At 33.4% G+C, this 20,056-nt stretch carries 14 protein-coding genes; 7 read left to right on the forward strand and 7 right to left on the reverse strand.

Going from position 1 to position 20,056, the window contains the following annotated elements:
* The first annotated feature begins 8 nt into the window (after positions 1–8).
* Together J7574_RS00265 and J7574_RS00270 are read left to right on the forward strand one after the other, a co-directional pair.
* A complete protein-coding gene (locus tag J7574_RS00265) occupies positions 9–1,268 on the forward strand; it encodes an aspartate kinase (RefSeq protein WP_290962736.1) in 1,260 nt (419 codons plus the stop codon).
* A 164-nt stretch (positions 1,269–1,432) separates the two neighbouring features.
* Positions 1,433–1,624, forward strand: coding sequence for a hypothetical protein (locus tag J7574_RS00270; RefSeq protein WP_290962738.1), 192 nt, complete (start codon positions 1,433–1,435; stop codon positions 1,622–1,624).
* Positions 1,625–1,637: 13 nt separating this feature from the next.
* Here J7574_RS00270 and J7574_RS00275 read toward each other — a convergent pair whose 3' ends face one another.
* Complete coding sequence (locus J7574_RS00275) at positions 1,638–1,991, reverse strand: helix-turn-helix transcriptional regulator (protein ID WP_290962740.1); 354 nt, start codon at positions 1,989–1,991, stop codon at positions 1,638–1,640.
* 634 nt (positions 1,992–2,625) lie between these two features.
* Here J7574_RS00275 and J7574_RS00280 point away from each other — a divergent pair.
* Positions 2,626–2,856, forward strand: a complete 231-nt coding sequence (locus J7574_RS00280) for a DUF5808 domain-containing protein (RefSeq protein ID WP_290962742.1) — start codon at positions 2,626–2,628, stop codon at positions 2,854–2,856.
* Between the two features lie 319 nt (positions 2,857–3,175).
* Here the strand turns inward: J7574_RS00280 and J7574_RS00285 are convergent, their stop codons facing one another.
* The 3 genes from J7574_RS00285 to J7574_RS00295 all read right to left on the reverse strand — a co-directional run bounded on the left by J7574_RS00285 (position 3,176) and on the right by J7574_RS00295 (position 7,641).
* The gene (locus J7574_RS00285; protein ID WP_290962744.1) at positions 3,176–5,413 is read right to left on the reverse strand and encodes a TonB-dependent receptor; all 2,238 of its coding nucleotides are present in this window, start codon (positions 5,411–5,413) and stop codon (positions 3,176–3,178) included.
* Positions 5,414–5,525: 112 nt separating this feature from the next.
* On the reverse strand, positions 5,526–6,581 hold the full coding sequence (locus J7574_RS00290) for an AraC family transcriptional regulator (protein ID WP_290962746.1): 1,056 nt from the start codon (positions 6,579–6,581) through the stop codon (positions 5,526–5,528).
* Between the two features lies 1 nt (position 6,582).
* A complete protein-coding gene (locus tag J7574_RS00295) occupies positions 6,583–7,641 on the reverse strand; it encodes an AraC family transcriptional regulator (RefSeq protein WP_290962747.1) in 1,059 nt (352 codons plus the stop codon).
* A 196-nt stretch (positions 7,642–7,837) separates the two neighbouring features.
* Here J7574_RS00295 and J7574_RS00300 point away from each other — a divergent pair, with 196 nt between their 5' ends.
* From J7574_RS00300 to J7574_RS00310, 3 genes are all read left to right on the forward strand, one after another.
* A complete protein-coding gene (locus tag J7574_RS00300; RefSeq protein WP_290962749.1) occupies positions 7,838–11,272 on the forward strand; it encodes a hypothetical protein in 3,435 nt (1,144 codons plus the stop codon).
* A gap of 63 nt (positions 11,273–11,335) precedes the next feature.
* The gene (locus J7574_RS00305; protein ID WP_290962752.1) at positions 11,336–11,932 is read left to right on the forward strand and encodes a hypothetical protein; all 597 of its coding nucleotides are present in this window, start codon (positions 11,336–11,338) and stop codon (positions 11,930–11,932) included.
* Between the two features lie 223 nt (positions 11,933–12,155).
* Complete coding sequence (locus J7574_RS00310; RefSeq protein ID WP_290962753.1) at positions 12,156–13,235, forward strand: glycosyltransferase; 1,080 nt, start codon at positions 12,156–12,158, stop codon at positions 13,233–13,235.
* 214 nt (positions 13,236–13,449) lie between these two features.
* Here the strand turns inward: J7574_RS00310 and J7574_RS00315 are convergent, their stop codons facing one another.
* The 3 genes from J7574_RS00315 to J7574_RS00325 form a co-directional block, all read right to left on the reverse strand.
* Positions 13,450–14,760, reverse strand: a complete 1,311-nt coding sequence (locus J7574_RS00315) for a porin (protein WP_290962755.1) — start codon at positions 14,758–14,760, stop codon at positions 13,450–13,452.
* Between the two features lie 169 nt (positions 14,761–14,929).
* The gene (locus tag J7574_RS00320) at positions 14,930–16,009 is read right to left on the reverse strand and encodes an ATP-binding protein (protein ID WP_290962757.1); all 1,080 of its coding nucleotides are present in this window, start codon (positions 16,007–16,009) and stop codon (positions 14,930–14,932) included.
* Between the two features lie 220 nt (positions 16,010–16,229).
* Entirely contained in the window at positions 16,230–16,913 is a 684-nt protein-coding gene (locus J7574_RS00325; protein WP_008465097.1) for a response regulator transcription factor, read from the reverse strand.
* Between the two features lie 242 nt (positions 16,914–17,155).
* Between J7574_RS00325 and J7574_RS00330 the strand changes: the two genes are divergently transcribed.
* Entirely contained in the window at positions 17,156–19,960 is a 2,805-nt protein-coding gene (locus J7574_RS00330) for a TonB-dependent receptor (RefSeq protein WP_290962761.1), read from the forward strand.
* The last annotated feature ends 96 nt before the right edge of the window (positions 19,961–20,056 follow it).

Genomic DNA, 20,056 nt, shown 5'->3' on the forward strand with positions numbered 1-20,056 from the left:
AATTAATAATGAGAGTATTTAAATTTGGAGGAGCATCTGTAAAAGATGCAGATGGAATTAAAAACGTATACGACGTTTTACAAAAAGTAGGTTACGAAGACGTGATTCTTGTAGTTTCGGCTATGGGAAAAACAACAAATGCTCTTGAAGTTGTAATCAAGAATTACTTTGAAAAATCGACAGAACTGAATTCTTCTGTTCAGGAAATCAAAAAATACCACAATCAAATCTTATTGGATTTGTTTGAAGATGAAAATCATGCAGTTTTCGCTGCTGTAAATGCGCAATTTGATGAATTAGAATATTTCTTAGCGCATAACAAATCTCCTAATTATAACTTTGTTTACGATCAGGTTGTAAGTTTTGGAGAGTTGATTTCGACTAATATCTTAAGCCACTTCATGAATTTCATGGGAATTCAGACGCAATGGCTTGATGTTCGTAATTTCATTAAAACCAATGCAAACTACAGAGATGCAGAAGTTGATTGGGAAACAACTCAGCAAAACATCAGCAAAAATGTACCAAGAAAACAATTAAACATTACGCAAGGTTTCTTAGGTGCAGACGAAAACAACTTTACGACAACGCTTGGCCGCGAAGGTTCTGATTATACTGCTGGTATTTTTGCTTATTGCTTAAATGCGGAAAGCGTAACAATCTGGAAAGACGTTCCTGGAGTTATGAATGCCGATCCGCGTTATTTTGAAAATGCAAGTTTATTAAACCAAATTTCATATCGTGAAGCAATCGAATTGGCATTTTACGGTGCAACCGTTATTCACCCAAAAACATTACAGCCTTTACAGAAAAAAGAAATTCCTTTGTACGTAAAATCATTTGTGAATCCTTTATTAAAAGGAACTTGCGTTTCTAAAGGTGTTGATTTAGAACCACAATATCCTTGTTTTATTGTAAAAAGAGAACAGCTTTTAATTTCGCTTTCTTCTATTGATTTCTCTTTCATTATGGAAGAAAACATCAGCGAGATTTTCGGATTATTCCATGAATTTAAAATCAAAGTAAACTTAATTCAGAATTCTGCGATTAGTTTCTCTGTTTGCGTAGAAGATAAATTTGGAAATTTCCCAGAATTGAATGCCATTCTTTCTAAAAAATTCAAAGTAGAATACAGCGAAAATGTAACCTTATATACGATCCGTCACTTTACTGAAGAAGCAGCTCAAACAGTCGAAGCTAATAAAGAAGTTTTATTGAAACAAGTTAGCCGTGAAACGATGCAGATTGTGACTAAAGAATTAAACTAATATTGCTTTATAAAAGGTAATTATCTAATTCAAAAATTATTGAAAAGGCTTCACTTAGTTAAGTGGAGCCTTTTTTATTTCGAGAGAATTTTCTTTACTTATTTCTTTTTTGCTTATATTTACTTCTCCATTTTTTGAAAAGCTATATTCAAAATATATTTAAAATGACCAAAAAGACTTTTTTACTCGTTTTTATTATTCTTGGCATATTATACATCGGTATATCTTTAAGTCCGTTGCTTACCAAAGACAAGCAAGACATTTCTTATTCGGATTTTAGATTAGTAATTGGCCCGTTTTTATCTACCGTTGGAATACTTATAACCTATACACAATTGAAAAGAAGGAAAAACTAACTCCACTATTATTTTAGTTTTTACCTTTATTAATGTGCCTTATAATTGTTTTCAAATCTTGAATTTGCAACTCGTATTTTTGTATAATTTTTCTATACACACCAAGCATTGCAATTTCTGTTTGCCTTTCTGTATTCATCAAACTGTCATATACAGAATCTCCTAATCCCTTTCTCACCAATTCTTCTGGAGTTATTTCAAAAATCTGACATATTTTATTAAAATGGATAGCCCAAGATGTACTCTCCCCGCGTTCCATCCGAGCATATGCCGATTGTGAAATTTGTAAATGATCTGCTGCCTCTTCTTGTGACATATTTTTTGATTTCCTCAAAGCTTTTAGATTATCTCCTACAATTTTATTCATAATTAACATTTTAGAAACAAATATAAACATAAGAATTATTTTACAATTATTCGAATTTAGGTTTTTAATAACCGATTTTAGACTAAGAGTTTTTCCCTAAATAGTATAAATTTGAAAAGATATTAAATTATTAGATGACATGAAAAAACCAGAATTACTACAAAGATTTTAATAGCTTAAGCAATTGAAAATAGATCAAAATGATTGAACATTTAATGATGTTAGAAGAATAATATAAAACTTAAAAAAATGAATTTACAATTAAAAAAATGGCTATACTTTGTTATTTTATTTACAGCGTGTGGGCTAACGGGCTACCATATTTATAGATATCTAGAAACTAATGACTTCTATTTTTTATTTAACACTTTAGCTATGCTATTATTAGCTATTGGGAGTTTTATTCAGTGGAGACATATTTTCAAGATTTTAAAGTAAATTCATCTACTAAATTTGAGATTATCCAAGACCCTAATTCATTTTTTCCTATAGCAATATTCATACATTAAACTGGCAGTTACAACAAAGGAGAATATAATTTGACTTTATAATTTATACTTCTTTGATGCAATACAAAAACGCAAAATAGATCCCCTTCTTTTATTATATATTCTAAAATTTATATCTTTAAAAAATGTCTTACAATCAAGAACCATCCGAAGAAGAAAAAGACAATTGGAACCAAGACCCCAAAAACTGGATTTGGGGAATTTTCTATTATAACGCAGAGGACAAAAGAATGTTTCCTCCCAAAAAAATAAAAGAATTGGGCTGGACAATTAATTTTGCCAACCCAAATTCTGTTTTTCTTTGTGTTGTTCTTATTCTTGTTTTAATGATTCTAGGTGAAAGTATAAAAAGATAATTTATTGATAAATAATTACACGATGGCTCGCAAAAACTTAATCTTGCTTCTTTTAATTCTAATTATAGTATTTATTGGTTTTAATTTATACTCACTTTTTCAAAGAGAAAGTCCAAAAGATATATCATTTTCAGATTTCAGGTCTTCGATTGGTCCTGCCTTAACCTTTATTACCGTCTTTTTAAGCTATAGAGCAGAAATAAAAAAAGAAAAACATAATAATACATCTATTTAAACATGCATTAAATTATATCAACTATAAAAAATACAGATCCTCAATTATTTATTGTTGCTTTTAATGAAACTCGGCAGATAAATATCATCTCGCCCTATTATTCTCCGACTGTTCAATTTCAGATTTTTTATAAGTGGTCTTTTTTGAATCTCCAAAGCTGTAAGTCGCTGTGAGTTTAAAATAATTGCTCGTATAGGTTCTGTGGTAATAAATTTGGGTTTGCCCCACATTGTAATCTCCAGAAACCATAAACTTGTGAAAAATATCATTGGCTGAAAAATTGAGTTTTAAAGCATCTTTAAAAAAGTTTCTTTCTATTCCTAACGTTACAGTCGAACGGCTGTTATCGCTTCCTAAACCATAGCCTCTTTCTCCTAAATACCAAGCCAAAAGCTGCAATTTAAAAAGTTTCGGAATCGTAAAGGTATTATTGGAATATAGATAAACCTGTGGCGTTACTGGACTAAATTCATAGGCATAAAAATTGTCTACCGATTTGGTTAAACTCATACTGATAGTGTTAGTCGAATTCCACCATTTGAGATTAAAAGATCGCGAAAGTGAGGTAAAAAAAGCGTGTCCTTTTTCCAGATTTAAAGCTCTCAAAACATAACTATTTGGCGTGTCTCCACGTAAAGCAGCCGCAGAAATTGGATCAATCTTATAGGTATATCCAATCTTAAAATCAAACTTTTTGTACATCGCACCTATTTCGAAAGCATGTGTTTTTTCTGGAAGCAGATTTGGATTTCCTTCTATTGTGGTGAAGGAATCCTGATAAATCACATACGGATTTAAAGCCTGGTATCTTGGCCTCGATATTCTAGAAACATACGAGAAATGCCCTTTCCAATCTTCCGAAAAATTAAAATTTACAAGTAGGTTAGGGAAAAAATTGCCATACGATTTTTCAAATTTCTGAATTCCGTTGGCATTTGTAAACAGATTGTAACTTGTATTTTCAGCTCTTGCTCCAAGCGAGAAATTGACTTTTTCATTTAACGATCCTACGTAATTTAAATAAGCTGCAGCAATTTTTTCATTGTATTCAAAATCGCTAGAAAGGTCGTCATCCAATTCATAATCCGTATCATCGACATTGGCAATCAAGAAATCTGTCTCCGATTTTATGGTGGCGTGGCTGAACTTGGCTCCTATTTCCACTTTTGTCTTTTCATCTATTTTCTTCGAATAATCAGCTTGCACAGCGATGATGTTAATTCGGCTTCCGACATTATTTTTTAAATACCTCTCCTCATTTATTTCTTCGACTACGCTATTTTCTTCAATAAAATCTCTAATAGTCTGATTGTAATTGGAATATTGCGAACCAATAAATAGTGTCGAACCTTTTGTATCGGTTATCATATTGTAATTTAAATTGACAAACTGATTCAGCAAAACATCATTTTTATCAATATCGGTTGCATAAAAACTGCTTCCAGAATTATCATCAATTGAATTTCGGCTTTCCACCGTTCCTCCTAAATCATTTACATTACCACTGTACGCCAACGAAATATAATTATCTGGAGAAAAACTATATTGAAGTCCAATTCCAAAATTAGAATAATTATTAAATCTTCTTTTCCAGTCGGTTGTCAGTTCTGATTTCATGTACTCATCAGGATTTGGGCGCGTTCTTGTCGTGTACAATAACTCGCGGTTTCTTCCTAACTGCAAACCGTAATTGGTTATAAAAGAAAATTTACCTTTAGAATAGCTAAAATCTAAAAGCGTATTGTAACTCGTTCCGCCAAATTTGGAAACCGACACATGCTGATTGGCCGTTCCCGTCATACCGCCTTCTAGATTTTGTTTGGTAATAATATTAATAACGGCTTTTCCCTCGGCGTCATATCTGGAAGAAGGATTAGAAATGACTTCAATTTTCTGAATCTGCGAAACTGGAATTGCTGCAAATCTTTCGTAATTAATCAAAATTCCGTTGAGATAAATAATCGCCTCACCTTTTCCGAGAACACTAATTTCTCCGTCGGCAACCACAACATTGGGCACTCTCGACAATAATTCGCTTACCGAACTGCTCGTTGCCAGAACCGTTCCATTTACATTGACATCGATATTTCCGTTTGTGCCATATTTTACTAATGAAGGCTGACTTTTAATAACGACTTCATTTAACTGATTATGATCTTGCTTCTTGATTATGGAATCTGTAGCAGACTCTGAGAATGTTGTTTTTTCTAATAGTTTATCCTCTTCAACATGGGATTTATCCCGATTTTTGACAGATTGCGCTTTTATTTCGATTGATGAAAAAATCAGACAATAAATAAAAATGAAAATTAAAAACCTCATAAATTTTAACGATTAAGTTTGACTTTGATGAAACAAATGTCAGTTCTTAATCAGATTATAAGGTCGTCGAAAGCGAAATCAGGAGTACGGATTTATAAATTCACACTCTGTTTTAAGATTGCAAAGCTTGGATTTGATAGTTTAGTGGCGTTGTTCCTGTATGTTTTTTGAATGCCACAAAGAAGGTCGATTTGGAATTAAATCCCACATCGTAGCCAACAGATTCTAGAGTTAGCTTATCGTTTGAAGTAATTATTTCACAGGCTTCTTCAATTCGAAATTCATTTACAAAACTGGTAAAATTCTTTCCTAGATTATTATTAAGAAACTGTGATAATTTATGACTTGAAATATTAATTTCTTGAGATAAATCTCTTAAACTTAAATTCGGATTTTTATACAATGCTTTTTCATACATTATTTTTTTCAGATTTTGAGATAAAATTTCGACTTCTTTTTTGTTTAATTTATTCTCTTTTTGAATATCAATTACAAATAAATCATTCGCTTGTTTTCTGTGCAGCAAAATTAAAATGATCAGGTATAAAATAAAAGTAAAAGCTATTGCCCCAATTATGCAGGAAACAAAAGGCACTCGCGAAAAACCAAGAAAATAAGACAGAAAAATCAAAGCATTACCTAGAAAAATTGCGCCAAACCATTTTTCTGACGCACTTGAATTTTGATAATCACTAGTTATTTTCTGAAGTAGAAATCTGCTTTCAAAACCAGAAACAAAACTATAAGTAAACCATTGAAAGAAAATAGCAACTACAAAATAATCATTCCATAAAACAGGGTATTTTTCATAAGGAAATAAAAGACCGATTAGTACAATTGCTATAAACCAACTTACCAGATGCAATTTCCATTTTATAGCATTAACATTAAATTTCTCCATTCCTGATTTTAAAGTATAATAGAGAAATGGCCCAATTAGCAAACACGCTGAAAGACCAATTTGAAGATAAATTTTAGCCAAATCTCGATTAAAATATACAAAAACAGTGACCACAATTCGGGTACTTAATGCCAACAGTATGGCACCCAAAAAATAATTGGTCCAGAATTTTTTCTTAGTAAAAAAGAAAAAATACAGACTTAAAAGAAATCCGTTGAAAGCGCCTAAAGCACCGAAAAAGAACAATATTTCTTTTCCAATATTCATGTTAAGACTGCAAAGCTTGGATTTGATAGTTTAGTGGCGTTGTTCCCGTATGTTTTTTGAATGCCGCAAAGAAGGTCGATTTGGAATTAAATCCCACATCGTAGCCAATAGATTCTAGCGTTAATTTATCGGTAGAAGCAATAATTTTGCAAGCTTCGTTGATTCTAAATTCGTTTACAAAACTGGTAAAATTCTTTCCTAAGTTATTATTCAAAAACTGCGACAGTTGGTGGCTCGAAATATTAATTTCTTGAGACAAATCTTGAAGTGTCAAGTTCGGATTTTTATACAGACTCTTTTCATACATCGCATTTTCTAATTTTTCAGACCATATTACAGCTTCTGCCGAATCTATTTTTTTATTCGAAATCTTTCCGTTCAATAAAAACAAATCGTCTGTTTTTTTTCGATACAAAAGAATGGAAATTCCTAAGTATAAAATGAACGAAAAAACCACTGCGCCACTTATATAAGTTGCTGCCGACGCTCCCATAATCGCCAAGAAATAAAATAGAAACAACAGAAAATTTCCAAAGTAGAGCATCGAGAACCATATTTCGGCTGGAGTCGTTTTTTCTTTTCTGCCGAGGACTTTCTGGAGAACTGTACGAAGTTTATAACCCGCAAACACAATATAAACAAACCATTGCAAATAGATGATTCTTATAAAAATGCCTCCCCAAAGTTTTGGATATATTTCGTACGGATATAAAGCCCCGACCACCACAATTAAAGTTCCCCAAAATGCCAACATAAACTTCCATGATCTTGGCATAATCTGAACTTCATCAACTGCCGATTTGACGAAATAATACAAACAAGGTCCAATAAAGAAACAAGCTGTTAGTCCAAACTGGAGATACATTTTTGGCAGTTCTGGATGAAAATAAACAAAAACAGATTTTGCAATTCGGATACTTAGCGCAAACAAAAGCGCACCCAGAAAATAATTCGTCAGATGTTTTTTCTTAGTAAAAAAGAAGAAATAAACCCCGAGAATAATTCCGTTGAAAGCTCCTAAAGCACTAAAAAAGAATAAAAGTTCTTTGCTAGTATCCATAATGTAAGTTCGTTATATCCTAAACAAAGCTAAAAAAAAGATTGGCTTATTAAGAGAATTTTTATTCAATTATTTTTAATTTAAAGTTTTAAAACGCAGAAAATCAAGAGAAAACAGCTTCGTTTTTCAATAAAGAAAAGCGTCGTAATTTCTTGATTATAAATACTACTTTTGACTTTTTAGAGTTAAAGTATTTATGTTGAAAAAATTACTGTTTTTGACGGTTTTCTTCTGGTTTTCTGCGCTTCAGGCTCAGGAAACCGAATCGCTGTACAAAACCAAAAAAGTAATCGTTTCAAAAGATACTATTCGGCTTGAAAAAATGTGCATCAATTCTGGATTTTTCCAAATTCTGAATACTAAAAACGAGCCCATCGATTCGACTTTTTACAAGGTAGATTTTCAAAAAGGATATTTGCTTTTTAATGAAAAATACCCATCGGTTTCAGATACCTTAATTGTCAATTATCTTAATTATCCTGATTTTTTAACCAAAGAATACAGTCTTTACAAATCGGATCAAATTGTAAGCGGCGATGTCGGGACAGACAAACTCTATCGAATCGACAACAGCTCCAATGCTAAAAAAGTAACTCCTTTTGACGGTCTCGAAACTTCTGGAAGCATTACTCGAGGCGTTACAGTTGGTAATAATCAGAGTACGGTTTTGAACTCCAATTTAGATTTGCAGATTACAGGAAAACTTTCAGACAAAGTAAGTTTGAGAGCTTCGCTGCAGGATAATAATATTCCGCTGCAAGATGGCGGTTATTCGCAGAAACTCGATCAGTTTGATAATATTTTCATCGAACTTTTTAGCAACGATTGGAACATTCGCGCCGGCGATGTCTTTTTAGAAAACAGGAAAACACAATTTTTAAGCTTCAATAAAAAAGTTCAAGGACTTTCAGCAAACTTCGATTTTGATACAGAAACTAGCAAAACCAATGTTTTCGCTTCGGTTGCTTTTGTAAAAGGCCAATACGCCAAAAGTACTTTTACAGGTCAAGAAGGAAATCAAGGTCCGTACAAACTGAAAGGTCAAAATGGCGAATTGTATGTTCTCGTAATTTCAGGTTCAGAACGTGTTTACGTAAATGGCGTTTTGCTGAAACGTGGGGAAAACAACGATTATGTAATTGACTATAATGCAGGAGAAATTGTTTTTACTTCGCTTTTCACCATCACTTCAGAAATGCGTATCAATGTCGAGTACCAATATTCCGAAAGAAATTACAACCGATTAGTGACTTACGCAGGCGCGACGCACGAGAACAAAAATTGGAGTTTTGGCGGTTATTTATATTCTGAAAATGATATGAAAAATCAGCCCTTGCAGCAGAATCTTTCTCCAGAACAAGTTCAGATTTTAAGCCAAGCAGGCGATGATGTCAATTTGATGAAAGCGCCTTCTGCTTATGAAGATACTTATGCCGCGAATAAAATTTTGTATAAAAAAATACTCGTCAATTCGGTTGAAGCTTACGAATACTCCAATAATCCGTCTGATGTTTTATATAATGTCAGATTTAGTCAAGTTGGAGCAAATTCTGGAAATTACATTATTCAGAACAACAATTCAGTTGAGCGTATTTATCAATATGTTGAACCAATAAATGGCGTTCTGCAAGGAAACTACGAACCGATTGTTCAGTTGGTTGCGCCAATAAAACTTCAGGTCGCTACATTTTTAGGAAAATACAATCCGAATGAGAAAACATTGGTTGACTTTGAATTGGCGGTCAGCAATAATGACCAGAATTTATTTTCTACTATTGATGATTCTAATAATGAAGGCATAGCTTTTAAAACCAATCTTAAAAAACGTCTTTTTTCTAGAAGTTGGAGTTTAGATGCTTTCGCAAACTATCAATACGTGCAACAGAATTTTAAATCGGTTGAGCGTTTGTATAATATTGAGTTTAATCGCGATTGGAATTTAACGGGAACACTTTTCGGCAATCAGAGCCTTTTAGTTACAGGCTTAAACTTTGATTTATTTTCGAAAAATAAAACTTCCAATATTGGTTTGCTAACATATCAATTCGAAAAATTAGATTTTAGCGAAAGCTATTCTGGCGCCAGACATACGACCAATGCATTATTTAAACTAAAGAATTGGACAATTGAAAACAACGGAAGTTTCCTTAATTCTGATGCAACAACATCGACTTCAAAATTCATTAGAAATCAAACCAGAACCAAATATCATTTTGGCAAAAACTGGATTGGCGGCAGCATGCAGTTAGAAGACAATCAACAAAAAGATAAAGTTACCAATCAGTTTTCGGCCTTAAGCCAAAGATTTTCAGAATATGGGGTCTTTACCGGGCGAGGCGACAGCACCAAAGTTTTTGTGGAAGTTGGTTTTCTGCAAAGGCGCAACGATAGTTTGCAAAACGGATTGTTGCAACACGTAAACAATTCACAAACCTATTATTTAAGATCAAAATTAATTCAGACCAAAAAAACCGATTTGGCCGTTTATGCAAGTTATCGAAATTTGGATTTTACGGATAATTCGAGACAAAATGAACCTTCTTTAAATTCGAGAGTTTTATACAACGACCGTTTTTTTAATCAATTAATGCAGATTGGAACCGCTTACGAAACCAGTTCTGGAACTATTGCCCAACAAGAATTTACATACGTAGAAGTGCCAACTGGACAAGGAGTGTACACTTGGAACGATTATAACGGAAATGGTATTCAGGAACTAGAAGAATTTGAAGTTGCCGTTTACCAAGATCAGGCGCGATACGTGAGAGTTTTTCTGCCGAATCAGGTTTACATTAAAACCAATCAAAACAAGTTTTCGCAATCTTTGACCTTGAATCCGCTGCAATGGCAGAATGAAAAAGGTTTCAAAAAACTGCTATCTTATTTCTACAATCAGACTTCTTTTATAATGGATCGAAAGGTGAAAAGCGAGGGCGAAAAACTAGAACTTAATCCGTTTAATTCATCAGAAGAGAATATTTTAGGGTTGAATTCGAGTTTTAGAAATAGTTTGTTTTACAATCGAGGAAAGCAAAAACATTCGGTTACCTATTCTTATTTGATAAATAAAGGAAAAAGTCTGCTTTCTATTGGGTCGCAAAATGTGCAGAATTATTCGCATCAAATTCAGTATACCCATTTGTATCAAAAAAGCTGGCTGTTTAATTTCTTTACCAAAACCATAAAAACGGATTTGGTTTCTAAAGATTTTACAGAGAAAAATTATGATATTGAAGGCTGGCAATTGGCGCCAAAAGTGAGTTATTTGTTTTCTAAAAACACCAAGTTGGATTTCTTCTATGAACTTCAAAACAAGAAAAACCAAATTGGAAATTTCGAAACTTTAGACCAAAACAGAATCGGAACTTCTTTTTCTTATGCTGGCGAAAAGAAGGTAACGGTAAATGGAGAATTTTCTTTTTATCAGAATAAATTTGACGGAAATGAATTTTCATCGGTAGGTTTTCAGATGTTGGAAGGACTTCAAGCAGGTTCAAATTTGGTTTGGAAACTGCTTCTACAGAAGAACATTACGTCGTTTTTGGATGTTAATTTAAATTACCAAGGACGCAAAAGCGAGACTGGATCGACCGTTCATACGGGAAATGTCCAGCTTCGCGCATATTTTTAATGGGTTGCGAAAAAGATGACAATAAATTGCGTAATTTTAATTAAAATTTAAACGTATAACCTTATGAAAAAATTAGTATTGTTCTGTTTGATGGTTGTTTTCTCTTCTAATTTTTATGCACAAGAAACAACTGCAAAAACGACGAAAAGTAAAACAGAAGCTTCAGCAAAAAAAGCAAAAACGACTGCAGACAAAGCTTCGGCTGATGCCAAAAAAGAAGCTACAAAATCTAAAAAAGCGGCAGATGACGCAAAAGCTGCCTCGTCTAAAGCAAAGAAAGAAACTGCTGACGCAGCAAAAAAGACTGCCGACAAAGAGGCTACAAAAGCTAAAGCTGATGCAAAAAAAGCTACTGTAGAGTCTGATAAAGCAAAAAGCACTGCTGACAAAACAAAAAAAACTGCTGACAAAGCAAAGAGTTCTGCCGACAAAGCCAAAGCCGATGCCAAAACCACAACAGCAAAAGCTGACGCTACTAAGAAAGATGCCACAGCAGCTAAGAAATCAGCAACTAAAACTTTAAAAGAAACAAACGAAAAAGCGCCTTCTGTACCAGATAAAGTTACTGGCGAATACAATGGCAAAAAAGTATATACTGGACCAAGAGGCGGTAAATACTATATTAACAAAAATGGTAATAAAACGTATATTCAAGATTAAGATTCTGAGATGCTAAGCTACTGAGGTGCTAAGTTTCTAAGATTAACAAATTAAGCCGAACTTATAGTTCGGCTTTCTTGTTTTCTAAACAGAAAATCTGTGAACTTAGCATCTTAGAATCTCAGAAACTTAGAAGCTTAAATTATAGTTAATAATTTAGTAATACCTTCGAAATAACATAAAAAACATATTTTTCTATCTTCGTTTTTAAAACGTGTTAAAAATGAGCATAGATTATTCTGCGAATAAAACTATTTTAATCGCTCCATTAAATTGGGGACTTGGACATGCCACTCGATGCATTCCTATTATCAAGGCTCTTCAGGAGAATAATTATATTCCGATCATTGCATCTGATGGAGTTGCATTGGCTTTATTACGAAAAGAATTTCCTTATATACAGACTCTAGAATTGCCTTCTTATCATATTGAATATGCAAAGAATGGCAAAAACTTTAAATGGAAGCTGATTAAAAATCTTCCTAAAATGATCACTGCTATTTTGGATGAGAAAAAAATGGTCAATCATTGGATTAAAAAACATGGCATTGACGGTATTATCTCAGACAACAGATTGGGCGTAATCAGCAAAAAAGTGCCTTCTGTTTTCATTACGCACCAATTGAATGTCATGACAGGAAACACGACTTGGTTTACGAGCAAGTGCCATCAATATTTTATTAAAAAATATAATGAGTGCTGGGTTCCTGATACAAATGGAACAATAAATCTAACAGGAGATTTAGGCCATTTAAAATCGAATGAACTAAATCTAAAATATATTGGTCCGTTGAGCCGCATGAAGAAAAAGGATACTCCGAAAATATATGATTTGATGATTATATTGTCTGGACCAGAACCTCAGCGTACTTTCTTGGATGAAAAACTGCAGAAAGAAGCAGCAAATTTTCCTGGAAAGGTGGTTTTTGTACAGGGGAAAGTAGAAAAATCGCAAGAAAAGTGGCAGGCTGGAAATGTGACGTATTATAATTTCATGAATTCTAAACAGCTGGAACAGACTTTTAACGAAAGTGAATTTGTTCTTTGCCGTTCGGGTTATACGACTGTGATGGACTTGGCAAAACTGGGTAAAAAAGCTTTTTTTATTCCGACTCCTGGCCAGTATGAGCAGGAATATCTGGCGATTAAACTTCAAGAAGAAAATCTTGTACCGTATGCCATGCAAGATGACTTTACCATTGAAGATTTATCCAAAGTAGAGACATTTAAAGGATTATCCCATTTTGAAAACAACATCGACTGGGATTTGTTATTTAAGGTTTTTGAAGACAAAACTGCGTGATTGAACGCGGATGAAACTGATTTGCTTTCGCAAAAACGCGGATGAAGCGGGTCATTATAAAAATAAGAAAGACCTAAACCAGTTCGGCTAAAGCCTTTTTGATAAAATTAAAAAACCTCCAGCTAAAGCTGGAGGCAATTCAAAATTTTATATAAAAATCAGTTTTTTTCCGCGTCTTCGCGAAAGCGAATCTGTCTAATCTGCGTCCTGATTTTTAGAAGTTAAATTGGACTTGCATTCTAAGTACATTTCCTTGCTGTCTATTTACAGGAAGCGCACTATCTTCAAAGGTTCTATCTGCTACAACATATTCAGCTGTAAATTCGAATGCTTTGATTGGCTGCCATTCGATACCAAATTCGTAGTCTCTCACGACATAACTTCTAGCGTCTTTTTCGTATTTTTTTCCTCCGTCATAATATTGGAATTTGGCGAAAGGATAAATACGCTGCTTTTTTAAATCCCATTTATAGTTTAACAAAACGTAACCTCCATTCAAATCGGTTTGATCAATTCTATTAGTAGCTGGATTGTATCGAGGTCCTGTTCCGATGTTGTATTCTGTTTGGATTCCGAATGGTTTTGGATACAAAACGAAAGTCGCTCCAACTCTCTGATCTTTTACATATTGCGGATCGTTGACAATAACTCCAGGAGAAACTTCTCCTGTAAATGCCCACTTACCTGTGTAAGCTTGAATTCCCGGTTCTATAATTTGGCTTCCAATAACAAAAGGATACGTAACTCTGGCAACAACATTTAAATCTCTGTTTCCGTCTAGCTTGTTTGCGATCTGACCATTGTAAACCCCAAAAGCAAATACCCCAAAATCTCCAGAACCTTTGTAACCGTCTTTAACCAACATTTCAAAACGTTTTCTGATTTCAGCTGGAGCCCAGTAAAAGAAGATTCCTAAATCACGTTCGTTTAAGATTGAAGAGTTGATGGCGTCTGCACGATCTAAAGTTAAACGCTGCGAACTTGATTGCATGTTTTCAAATCCGTACGGAATTTTACTCTGTCCGACACGCACGCGATATTCTTTTTTCTTATCGAAAGAAAGATCAAAATATAAGTCACGAATCTGTACAAAGTTATTAACTCCGCTTATTGGCGAACTCGCAAAATCGGGTTGAAAATAGAAAAATACATTTGGATGTACTTGCCCCGAAAACACTAAACGGGCACGACGAATAAAAAGTCCGTTGTTTGATTTTGCATCTGGAGCTGTAGAAGTTGTTCCCCAAGATCTATCGCATTGCTCGCAAGAAACTTTATCATTTGTAGAAAGCAAACCATTATATCTGATTTGTGCATAACCTCTCAAAGAGATTCTGTCATACCAATGTTCTTCAACACCTCCACCAGATTTTGTTTCTGGAAGTTTTGCTTTGTTTATAGAATCTAAAATACGCATTACTTCGTTTTTTACATCCTGTTTATTCAGTTCTTGTTTATTTGTTTCTTGCGCATTGGCTGCACAGGTTAGCAGTAATAAAACGGCTAATAGTTTTCTTTTTATCATTAGTTCTGTAATTCCCTTAATTTCAGGATGCAAAGATGGAGCACCTATGTTAAGAAATCATTAACCAGATGTTACTATAATAAAAATTTAATGTTACGGCGCAAATCCGTATGTTGATTTATCGTTAAACACCCTTATTCTAGGGCTTTTAGCTCATTTGAGATTACATTTATTTAACCTCAGCTTTTACCGATTTATTTGCTTTTTCAAGCGTAAAAGAGAACTCAGAGCCAATTCCGAACTCACTTTCTACATAAACTTTCTCTTTATGAGCTTCAATAATATGCTTTACAATCGCCAATCCTAAACCAGAACCTCCTTCAGATCTTGTTCCACTTTTATCCACTCGGTAAAAACGTTCAAAAAGCCTTGGAATATTTTGTTTTTCAACCCCTTCTCCATTATCGCTAATTCGAATTAAGACTTTTTTCTTGGTAAGGTTAACAACGCCAACTTCTGTTAGACCGCCTTCTTTTCCGTATTTGATAGAGTTTACAATCAAATTTTCTAGCACTTGCTGAATTCGATCTTGGTCTCCTCTAATCATAACCGACTTCACGTTTTTGCTTTCAAACGCCAATTTGATTTTCTTTTTGTCGGCTTTCATTTCCAACAATTCAAAAACATTCTCGATCAATTCAACAATATCAAAATCAGTCATATTCAAATCTAAATCTCCCGATTCTAATTTGGTAATCATATCGAGGTCTTCTACAATGTAGATTAATCGCTCTACTCCTTTTTCGGCACGTTTTAAATATTTTTTTCTAATATTTTTATCATCCATTGCCCCATCTAATAAAGTAGAAACGTAACCTTGAACGGTAAATAAGGGTGTTTTTAGTTCGTGCGAAACGTTTCCTAAAAACTCTCTTCTATATTGTTCTCGAATTTCGAGCATTTCGATTTCGAGCTTTTTATCAGTCGCAAACTTCTTTACTTCACGCGAAAGCGTTTCCATATCGGTATTAATCGGCTGATTAATTAATGTAGTCGATTCTAATAACGAAACCTCATCGTAAATTTTCTTTACTCTTCTATAAATAAAACGCTCTACACGATATTGCAAAACCAAAAAAGAGAAGATATAGATGGCAATAATGAAAATTATTCCAAATGCTACTTGATGTTTTAGCTGGTTTTTATAAAACAAAGACATCAGTATAAGCACAAAACCTGCCGCGAATAGACTGATATACAATGCTGATTTAATAGCAAATTTGTATGTTTTTTTAAAATTGATTTTCATTGAAATATTTAAAATAATAAACCATTAAAACTCTTTTCCCACCATATAAGTGATATAAGTTCATTTAAAAATAGCTTTTTTTTTGGAACAACTAATAATTTTGAAAAGCCCATCTTTATCAAAGTTAATACTTTAACAAAAATGAGCTTTTTTATTTTGAAAGCAAACCATAATTAAATGAACTTATATCACTTATATGGTTCAACTTTATAGTGAGTTATTAAACTTCAAATTTATAACCGACTCCTTTTATGGTTTTAAAAAGATCTTCTCCTATTTTCTCGCGCAGTTTTCTGATATGAACATCGATGGTTCTTCCTCCAACAACTACTTCGTTACCCCAAACTTTATCCAAGATTTCGTCTCTTTTAAAAACTTTTCCTGGTTTTGAAGCCAATAGATAAAATAATTCGAATTCTTTTCTTGGCAAAGCAATTTCTACATTGCCTTTTATGATTTTATATTCCTCACGGTTAATCTCGATTCCGCCTACATTCAAAGTATCTGTAACAACTTCTTGTTCTTTTAATCTTCTTAACAGCGCCTTTACTTTAGAGACCAATAATTTTGGTTTTATTGGTTTAGTAATATAATCGTCAGCACCGGCGTCAAAACCAGCCACTTGAGAATAATCTTCACTTCTTGCTGTAAGGAATGTTATGATAACATTATTTAATTCTGGAATTTTTCTAATATGCTCGCAAGCCTCCATTCCGTCCATTTCTGCCATCATCACGTCCATAATGATCAATTCTGGCAGCTCTTTCTGTGCTTTTGCTATAGCATCTTTTCCATTTGAAGCTGTAACAATCTGATAGCCTTCCTGAGCAAGGTTATAGCCAACGATTTCTAAGATATCTGGTTCGTCGTCAACTAATAAAATCTTAGTTTGTGTTTTTTTCATAAATAGCAAAAATTGAGATTTTTATATCGAAACTTCTTCATTAAACATTCGATATTTCTTATTTCACAGGGTAAATATACTAACAAAAGAACCTTTAAAAAATGGTGTTAACCGTAATTTAATCTCATAACAATTTGATAATCTTAACAACACAAAAACATAACAAGTCGGTAACATGGACTTCACAGAGCGGTTCTTTCTTTGCACAAAAATAATTAAGACACAAACACAACACTGAAAAAATGAAATTCAATTTAAGATTTCTCTTTATTGCATTATTTATCTGTACGATCTCGATCGCACAAAACAAAGGTACGATTTCTGGAGTTCTAACTGACAAAGATATGAACAACGAAGCGCTGCCATTTGCTAATGTTTTAGTTAAAGGTACAAATATTAGCGTAAATACCGACGTAGACGGGAAATATTCCTTAAGCGTAAATCCTGGAAGTTATACTTTAATCTTTAGTTTCCTAGGATATGAATCTATAGAAGCTCCAGTTGCTGTAAAAGCAGGCGAAACTCTAACCATTAATAAAGGACTTTCATCAGGAAGTTATACTCTTAAAGATGTAGTGGTAAAATCTACAGCAAATAAGGAAAAAGAAACCGCTTTGCTTTTAGATCAAAAAAATGCTGTGGTAATCAAACAAAGTATTGGTGCACAGGAAATGTCAAGAAAAGGTGTAAGTGATGTTGAAGAAGGTTTGACAAAAGTAACCGGAATCACAAAAGTAGGTTCAAGAGGAATATTTGTACGCGGTCTTGAAGATCGTTACAACAACTTATTGATCAATGATCTGGCTGCTCCTTCTAATAGCCCATATTCAAAAATCGTTCCCTTAGACTTGTTCCCAACAAATATTGTGGGCGTAATTGATGTTTACAAAACGTTTAATCCAAATATTTATGGAGATTTTGCTGGAGGAACTTTTAATATTCAGACTTCGAAACCTACAAAAAACGTTACTAAAATAAATATTGGGGCAGGATATACAACTGGAAACAGCTTTAAGGATTTCTTGCTTTCTGGAGATGCAGATACAGCTGCAGGTTTCTTCGGATTTAATGGAAAAGAAAGAGAACTACCAAGTTTCTTAGGTGAAACTGCTGGAAGAACAACTTTCTCAAAAGATCAGGCATTGAATTCTGTAAGCGGAGATAAAGGTTTTAATGTAAGCAAAAGCAAAAGCCCTCTTAACTCAAGTTTTAATTTTCTACACGCAGAAAAATTTGACTTGAGCAACAATCGCAACGTTTCCTATTTATTATCTCTTAATTTTGATAATAGCTTTGCTGTTAGAGAAGGTGTTAACAGAACACTACAAACACTTGGTGATAAATATAACAACGACTTCATCAATACTGAATACCGTTTCAAAACCAGCACTTCTGCTTTAGTTGGTGTAAATTATTCAGCTGAACGATACAAACTGTCATTTAACACTTTATACCTAAAAACAACATTAAACTCGATCTTAGATCAATATGGAGTTTTAAGCAATAATGGTGTTAACAACAACTTTATCCGTACCAATCAATTGGACAAAACGGACTATTTGAATGCCCAATTATTAGGCGAATACAATTTGACAGAAGATAAAAACCAAACTTTAAAAGGAGGTGTATCTTATGCAAATACAAAATATGGTCAGCCAGATAGAAAATTCTACACTGGTACTCAAGAAGCAGATAACCAAATCAACACTTCATACGGTGGTAATAACTTCTTACGTCAGTATTTGTCTGTAGACGGAAATGTATATGTTTCTGGGTTATTAGAATATAATTTGAAATTTGGAAAAGACAAACAAAATAAATTGACCGTTGGCTATAACGGAAATGCTTCTAAAATGGAATCTTCTTATCGTTTTGTAGCAAGTTACGGTGGCACTTTTTCATCAGATGATATCAACAATATAGATTCTAAAATTACTACCGACATCAATAATAATGCAGTTTCTTTTGCCGAAAGCTCAAACACAACTTACAAAGTGAAGCTTAACGAAAGTGCAAATGCAGGATATGCAAACTTATTCTGGAAATTTGCCGATAAGTTCGAGCTTAATGGAGGTGTGAGAGTCGAAAACACTATCAAAGAAACTTATTTCAGAACTTTAGGTTCTTTTGATGATCCATTCAAAAAGAAAACATACAACAACCTTTACGTTTTGCCTTCTGTAAACTTGAAATACTTAATGACAGAAACATCTAATATTCGTTTCGCGGCAAGTAAAACATATACAAAGCCAGTTGTAATGGAATCTTTCCCAATTTCATACATCAATGCTGATAATACTTCTACACAAGGTAACTCATTATTAAAAAATAGTGATAATTATAATGTTGATTTAAAATACGAATTATTTCCAACTGCAAAAGAAATGGTAACTTTTGGGATTTTTGGAAAATATATTGATAATCCAATTGAAAGAACATTTATCGCAAACGCAACTTCTGGAACTGTAACTACTTTCTTAAATTCAGACAATGCTACCTTATTTGGGGCAGAAGTTGAATTCCTTTTAGGACTAAACAGAATTAGTGACAAACTAGAGCATTTCTCTTTCGGATTGAACGCTTCTTTAATGTCGACAAAAGTAAACGTTGCTAAAACTTACGAATCTCAGGATGAGGATGGAGTTGTTACTATCAAAAACTCTATCGAAACACATCAAACAAGATCATTGCAAGGTGCATCAGACTGGTTAGTAAATTCTGATTTGAAATATGAATTTAATTTAGGCAAAGATTGGACAAATACTATGTCACTTGTTTATGGAGTATTTGGAAAAAGAATCTATGCAGTAGGAACAAACGGTCAGGACAACACTTATGAATTGCCTGTATCTCAGTTAGACTTTGTTTGGGGAAGCAAACTCTCAGAGCATTTTGACGTGAAATTTACAGCAGACAATTTATTAAATCCAGCAAGACAATTAGAATTTGGAAACAACGGAACCGTAAAAGTTGATGAACCATCATTATTAGCAAACAGCTATAAAAAAGGAGTGGGATTCTCAGTAAAACTTGGTTACACTTTCTAATACCAACAATATATACAATCAATAGCCCCAGAAATTCTGGGGCTTTTTTTTAGCTGCAATTTGCATAGATTCCCTTAACATTTTCTTCACGTTTTA

Origin of the sequence: Flavobacterium sp., from assembly GCF_017744675.1 — a bacterium.
Classification (GTDB): Bacteria; Bacteroidota; Bacteroidia; order Flavobacteriales; family Flavobacteriaceae; genus Flavobacterium.

Excerpts from the sequence above, each read along its gene's own strand:
- J7574_RS00265 (WP_290962736.1), top strand. The coding sequence starts at position 9 with ATGAGAGTATTTAAATTTGGAGGAGCATCTGTAAAAGATGCAGATGGA.
- J7574_RS00270 (WP_290962738.1), top strand. The coding sequence starts at position 1,433 with ATGACCAAAAAGACTTTTTTACTCGTTTTTATTATTCTTGGCATATTA.
- J7574_RS00275 (WP_290962740.1), bottom strand. The coding sequence starts at position 1,991 with ATGAATAAAATTGTAGGAGATAATCTAAAAGCTTTGAGGAAATCAAAA.
- J7574_RS00280 (WP_290962742.1), top strand. The coding sequence starts at position 2,626 with ATGTCTTACAATCAAGAACCATCCGAAGAAGAAAAAGACAATTGGAAC.
- J7574_RS00285 (WP_290962744.1), bottom strand. The coding sequence starts at position 5,413 with ATGAGGTTTTTAATTTTCATTTTTATTTATTGTCTGATTTTTTCATCA.
- J7574_RS00290 (WP_290962746.1), bottom strand. The coding sequence starts at position 6,581 with ATGAATATTGGAAAAGAAATATTGTTCTTTTTCGGTGCTTTAGGCGCT.
- J7574_RS00295 (WP_290962747.1), bottom strand. The coding sequence starts at position 7,641 with ATGGATACTAGCAAAGAACTTTTATTCTTTTTTAGTGCTTTAGGAGCT.
- J7574_RS00300 (WP_290962749.1), top strand. The coding sequence starts at position 7,838 with ATGTTGAAAAAATTACTGTTTTTGACGGTTTTCTTCTGGTTTTCTGCG.
- J7574_RS00305 (WP_290962752.1), top strand. The coding sequence starts at position 11,336 with ATGAAAAAATTAGTATTGTTCTGTTTGATGGTTGTTTTCTCTTCTAAT.
- J7574_RS00310 (WP_290962753.1), top strand. The coding sequence starts at position 12,156 with ATGAGCATAGATTATTCTGCGAATAAAACTATTTTAATCGCTCCATTA.
- J7574_RS00315 (WP_290962755.1), bottom strand. The coding sequence starts at position 14,760 with ATGATAAAAAGAAAACTATTAGCCGTTTTATTACTGCTAACCTGTGCA.
- J7574_RS00320 (WP_290962757.1), bottom strand. The coding sequence starts at position 16,009 with ATGAAAATCAATTTTAAAAAAACATACAAATTTGCTATTAAATCAGCA.
- J7574_RS00325 (WP_008465097.1), bottom strand. The coding sequence starts at position 16,913 with ATGAAAAAAACACAAACTAAGATTTTATTAGTTGACGACGAACCAGAT.
- J7574_RS00330 (WP_290962761.1), top strand. The coding sequence starts at position 17,156 with ATGAAATTCAATTTAAGATTTCTCTTTATTGCATTATTTATCTGTACG.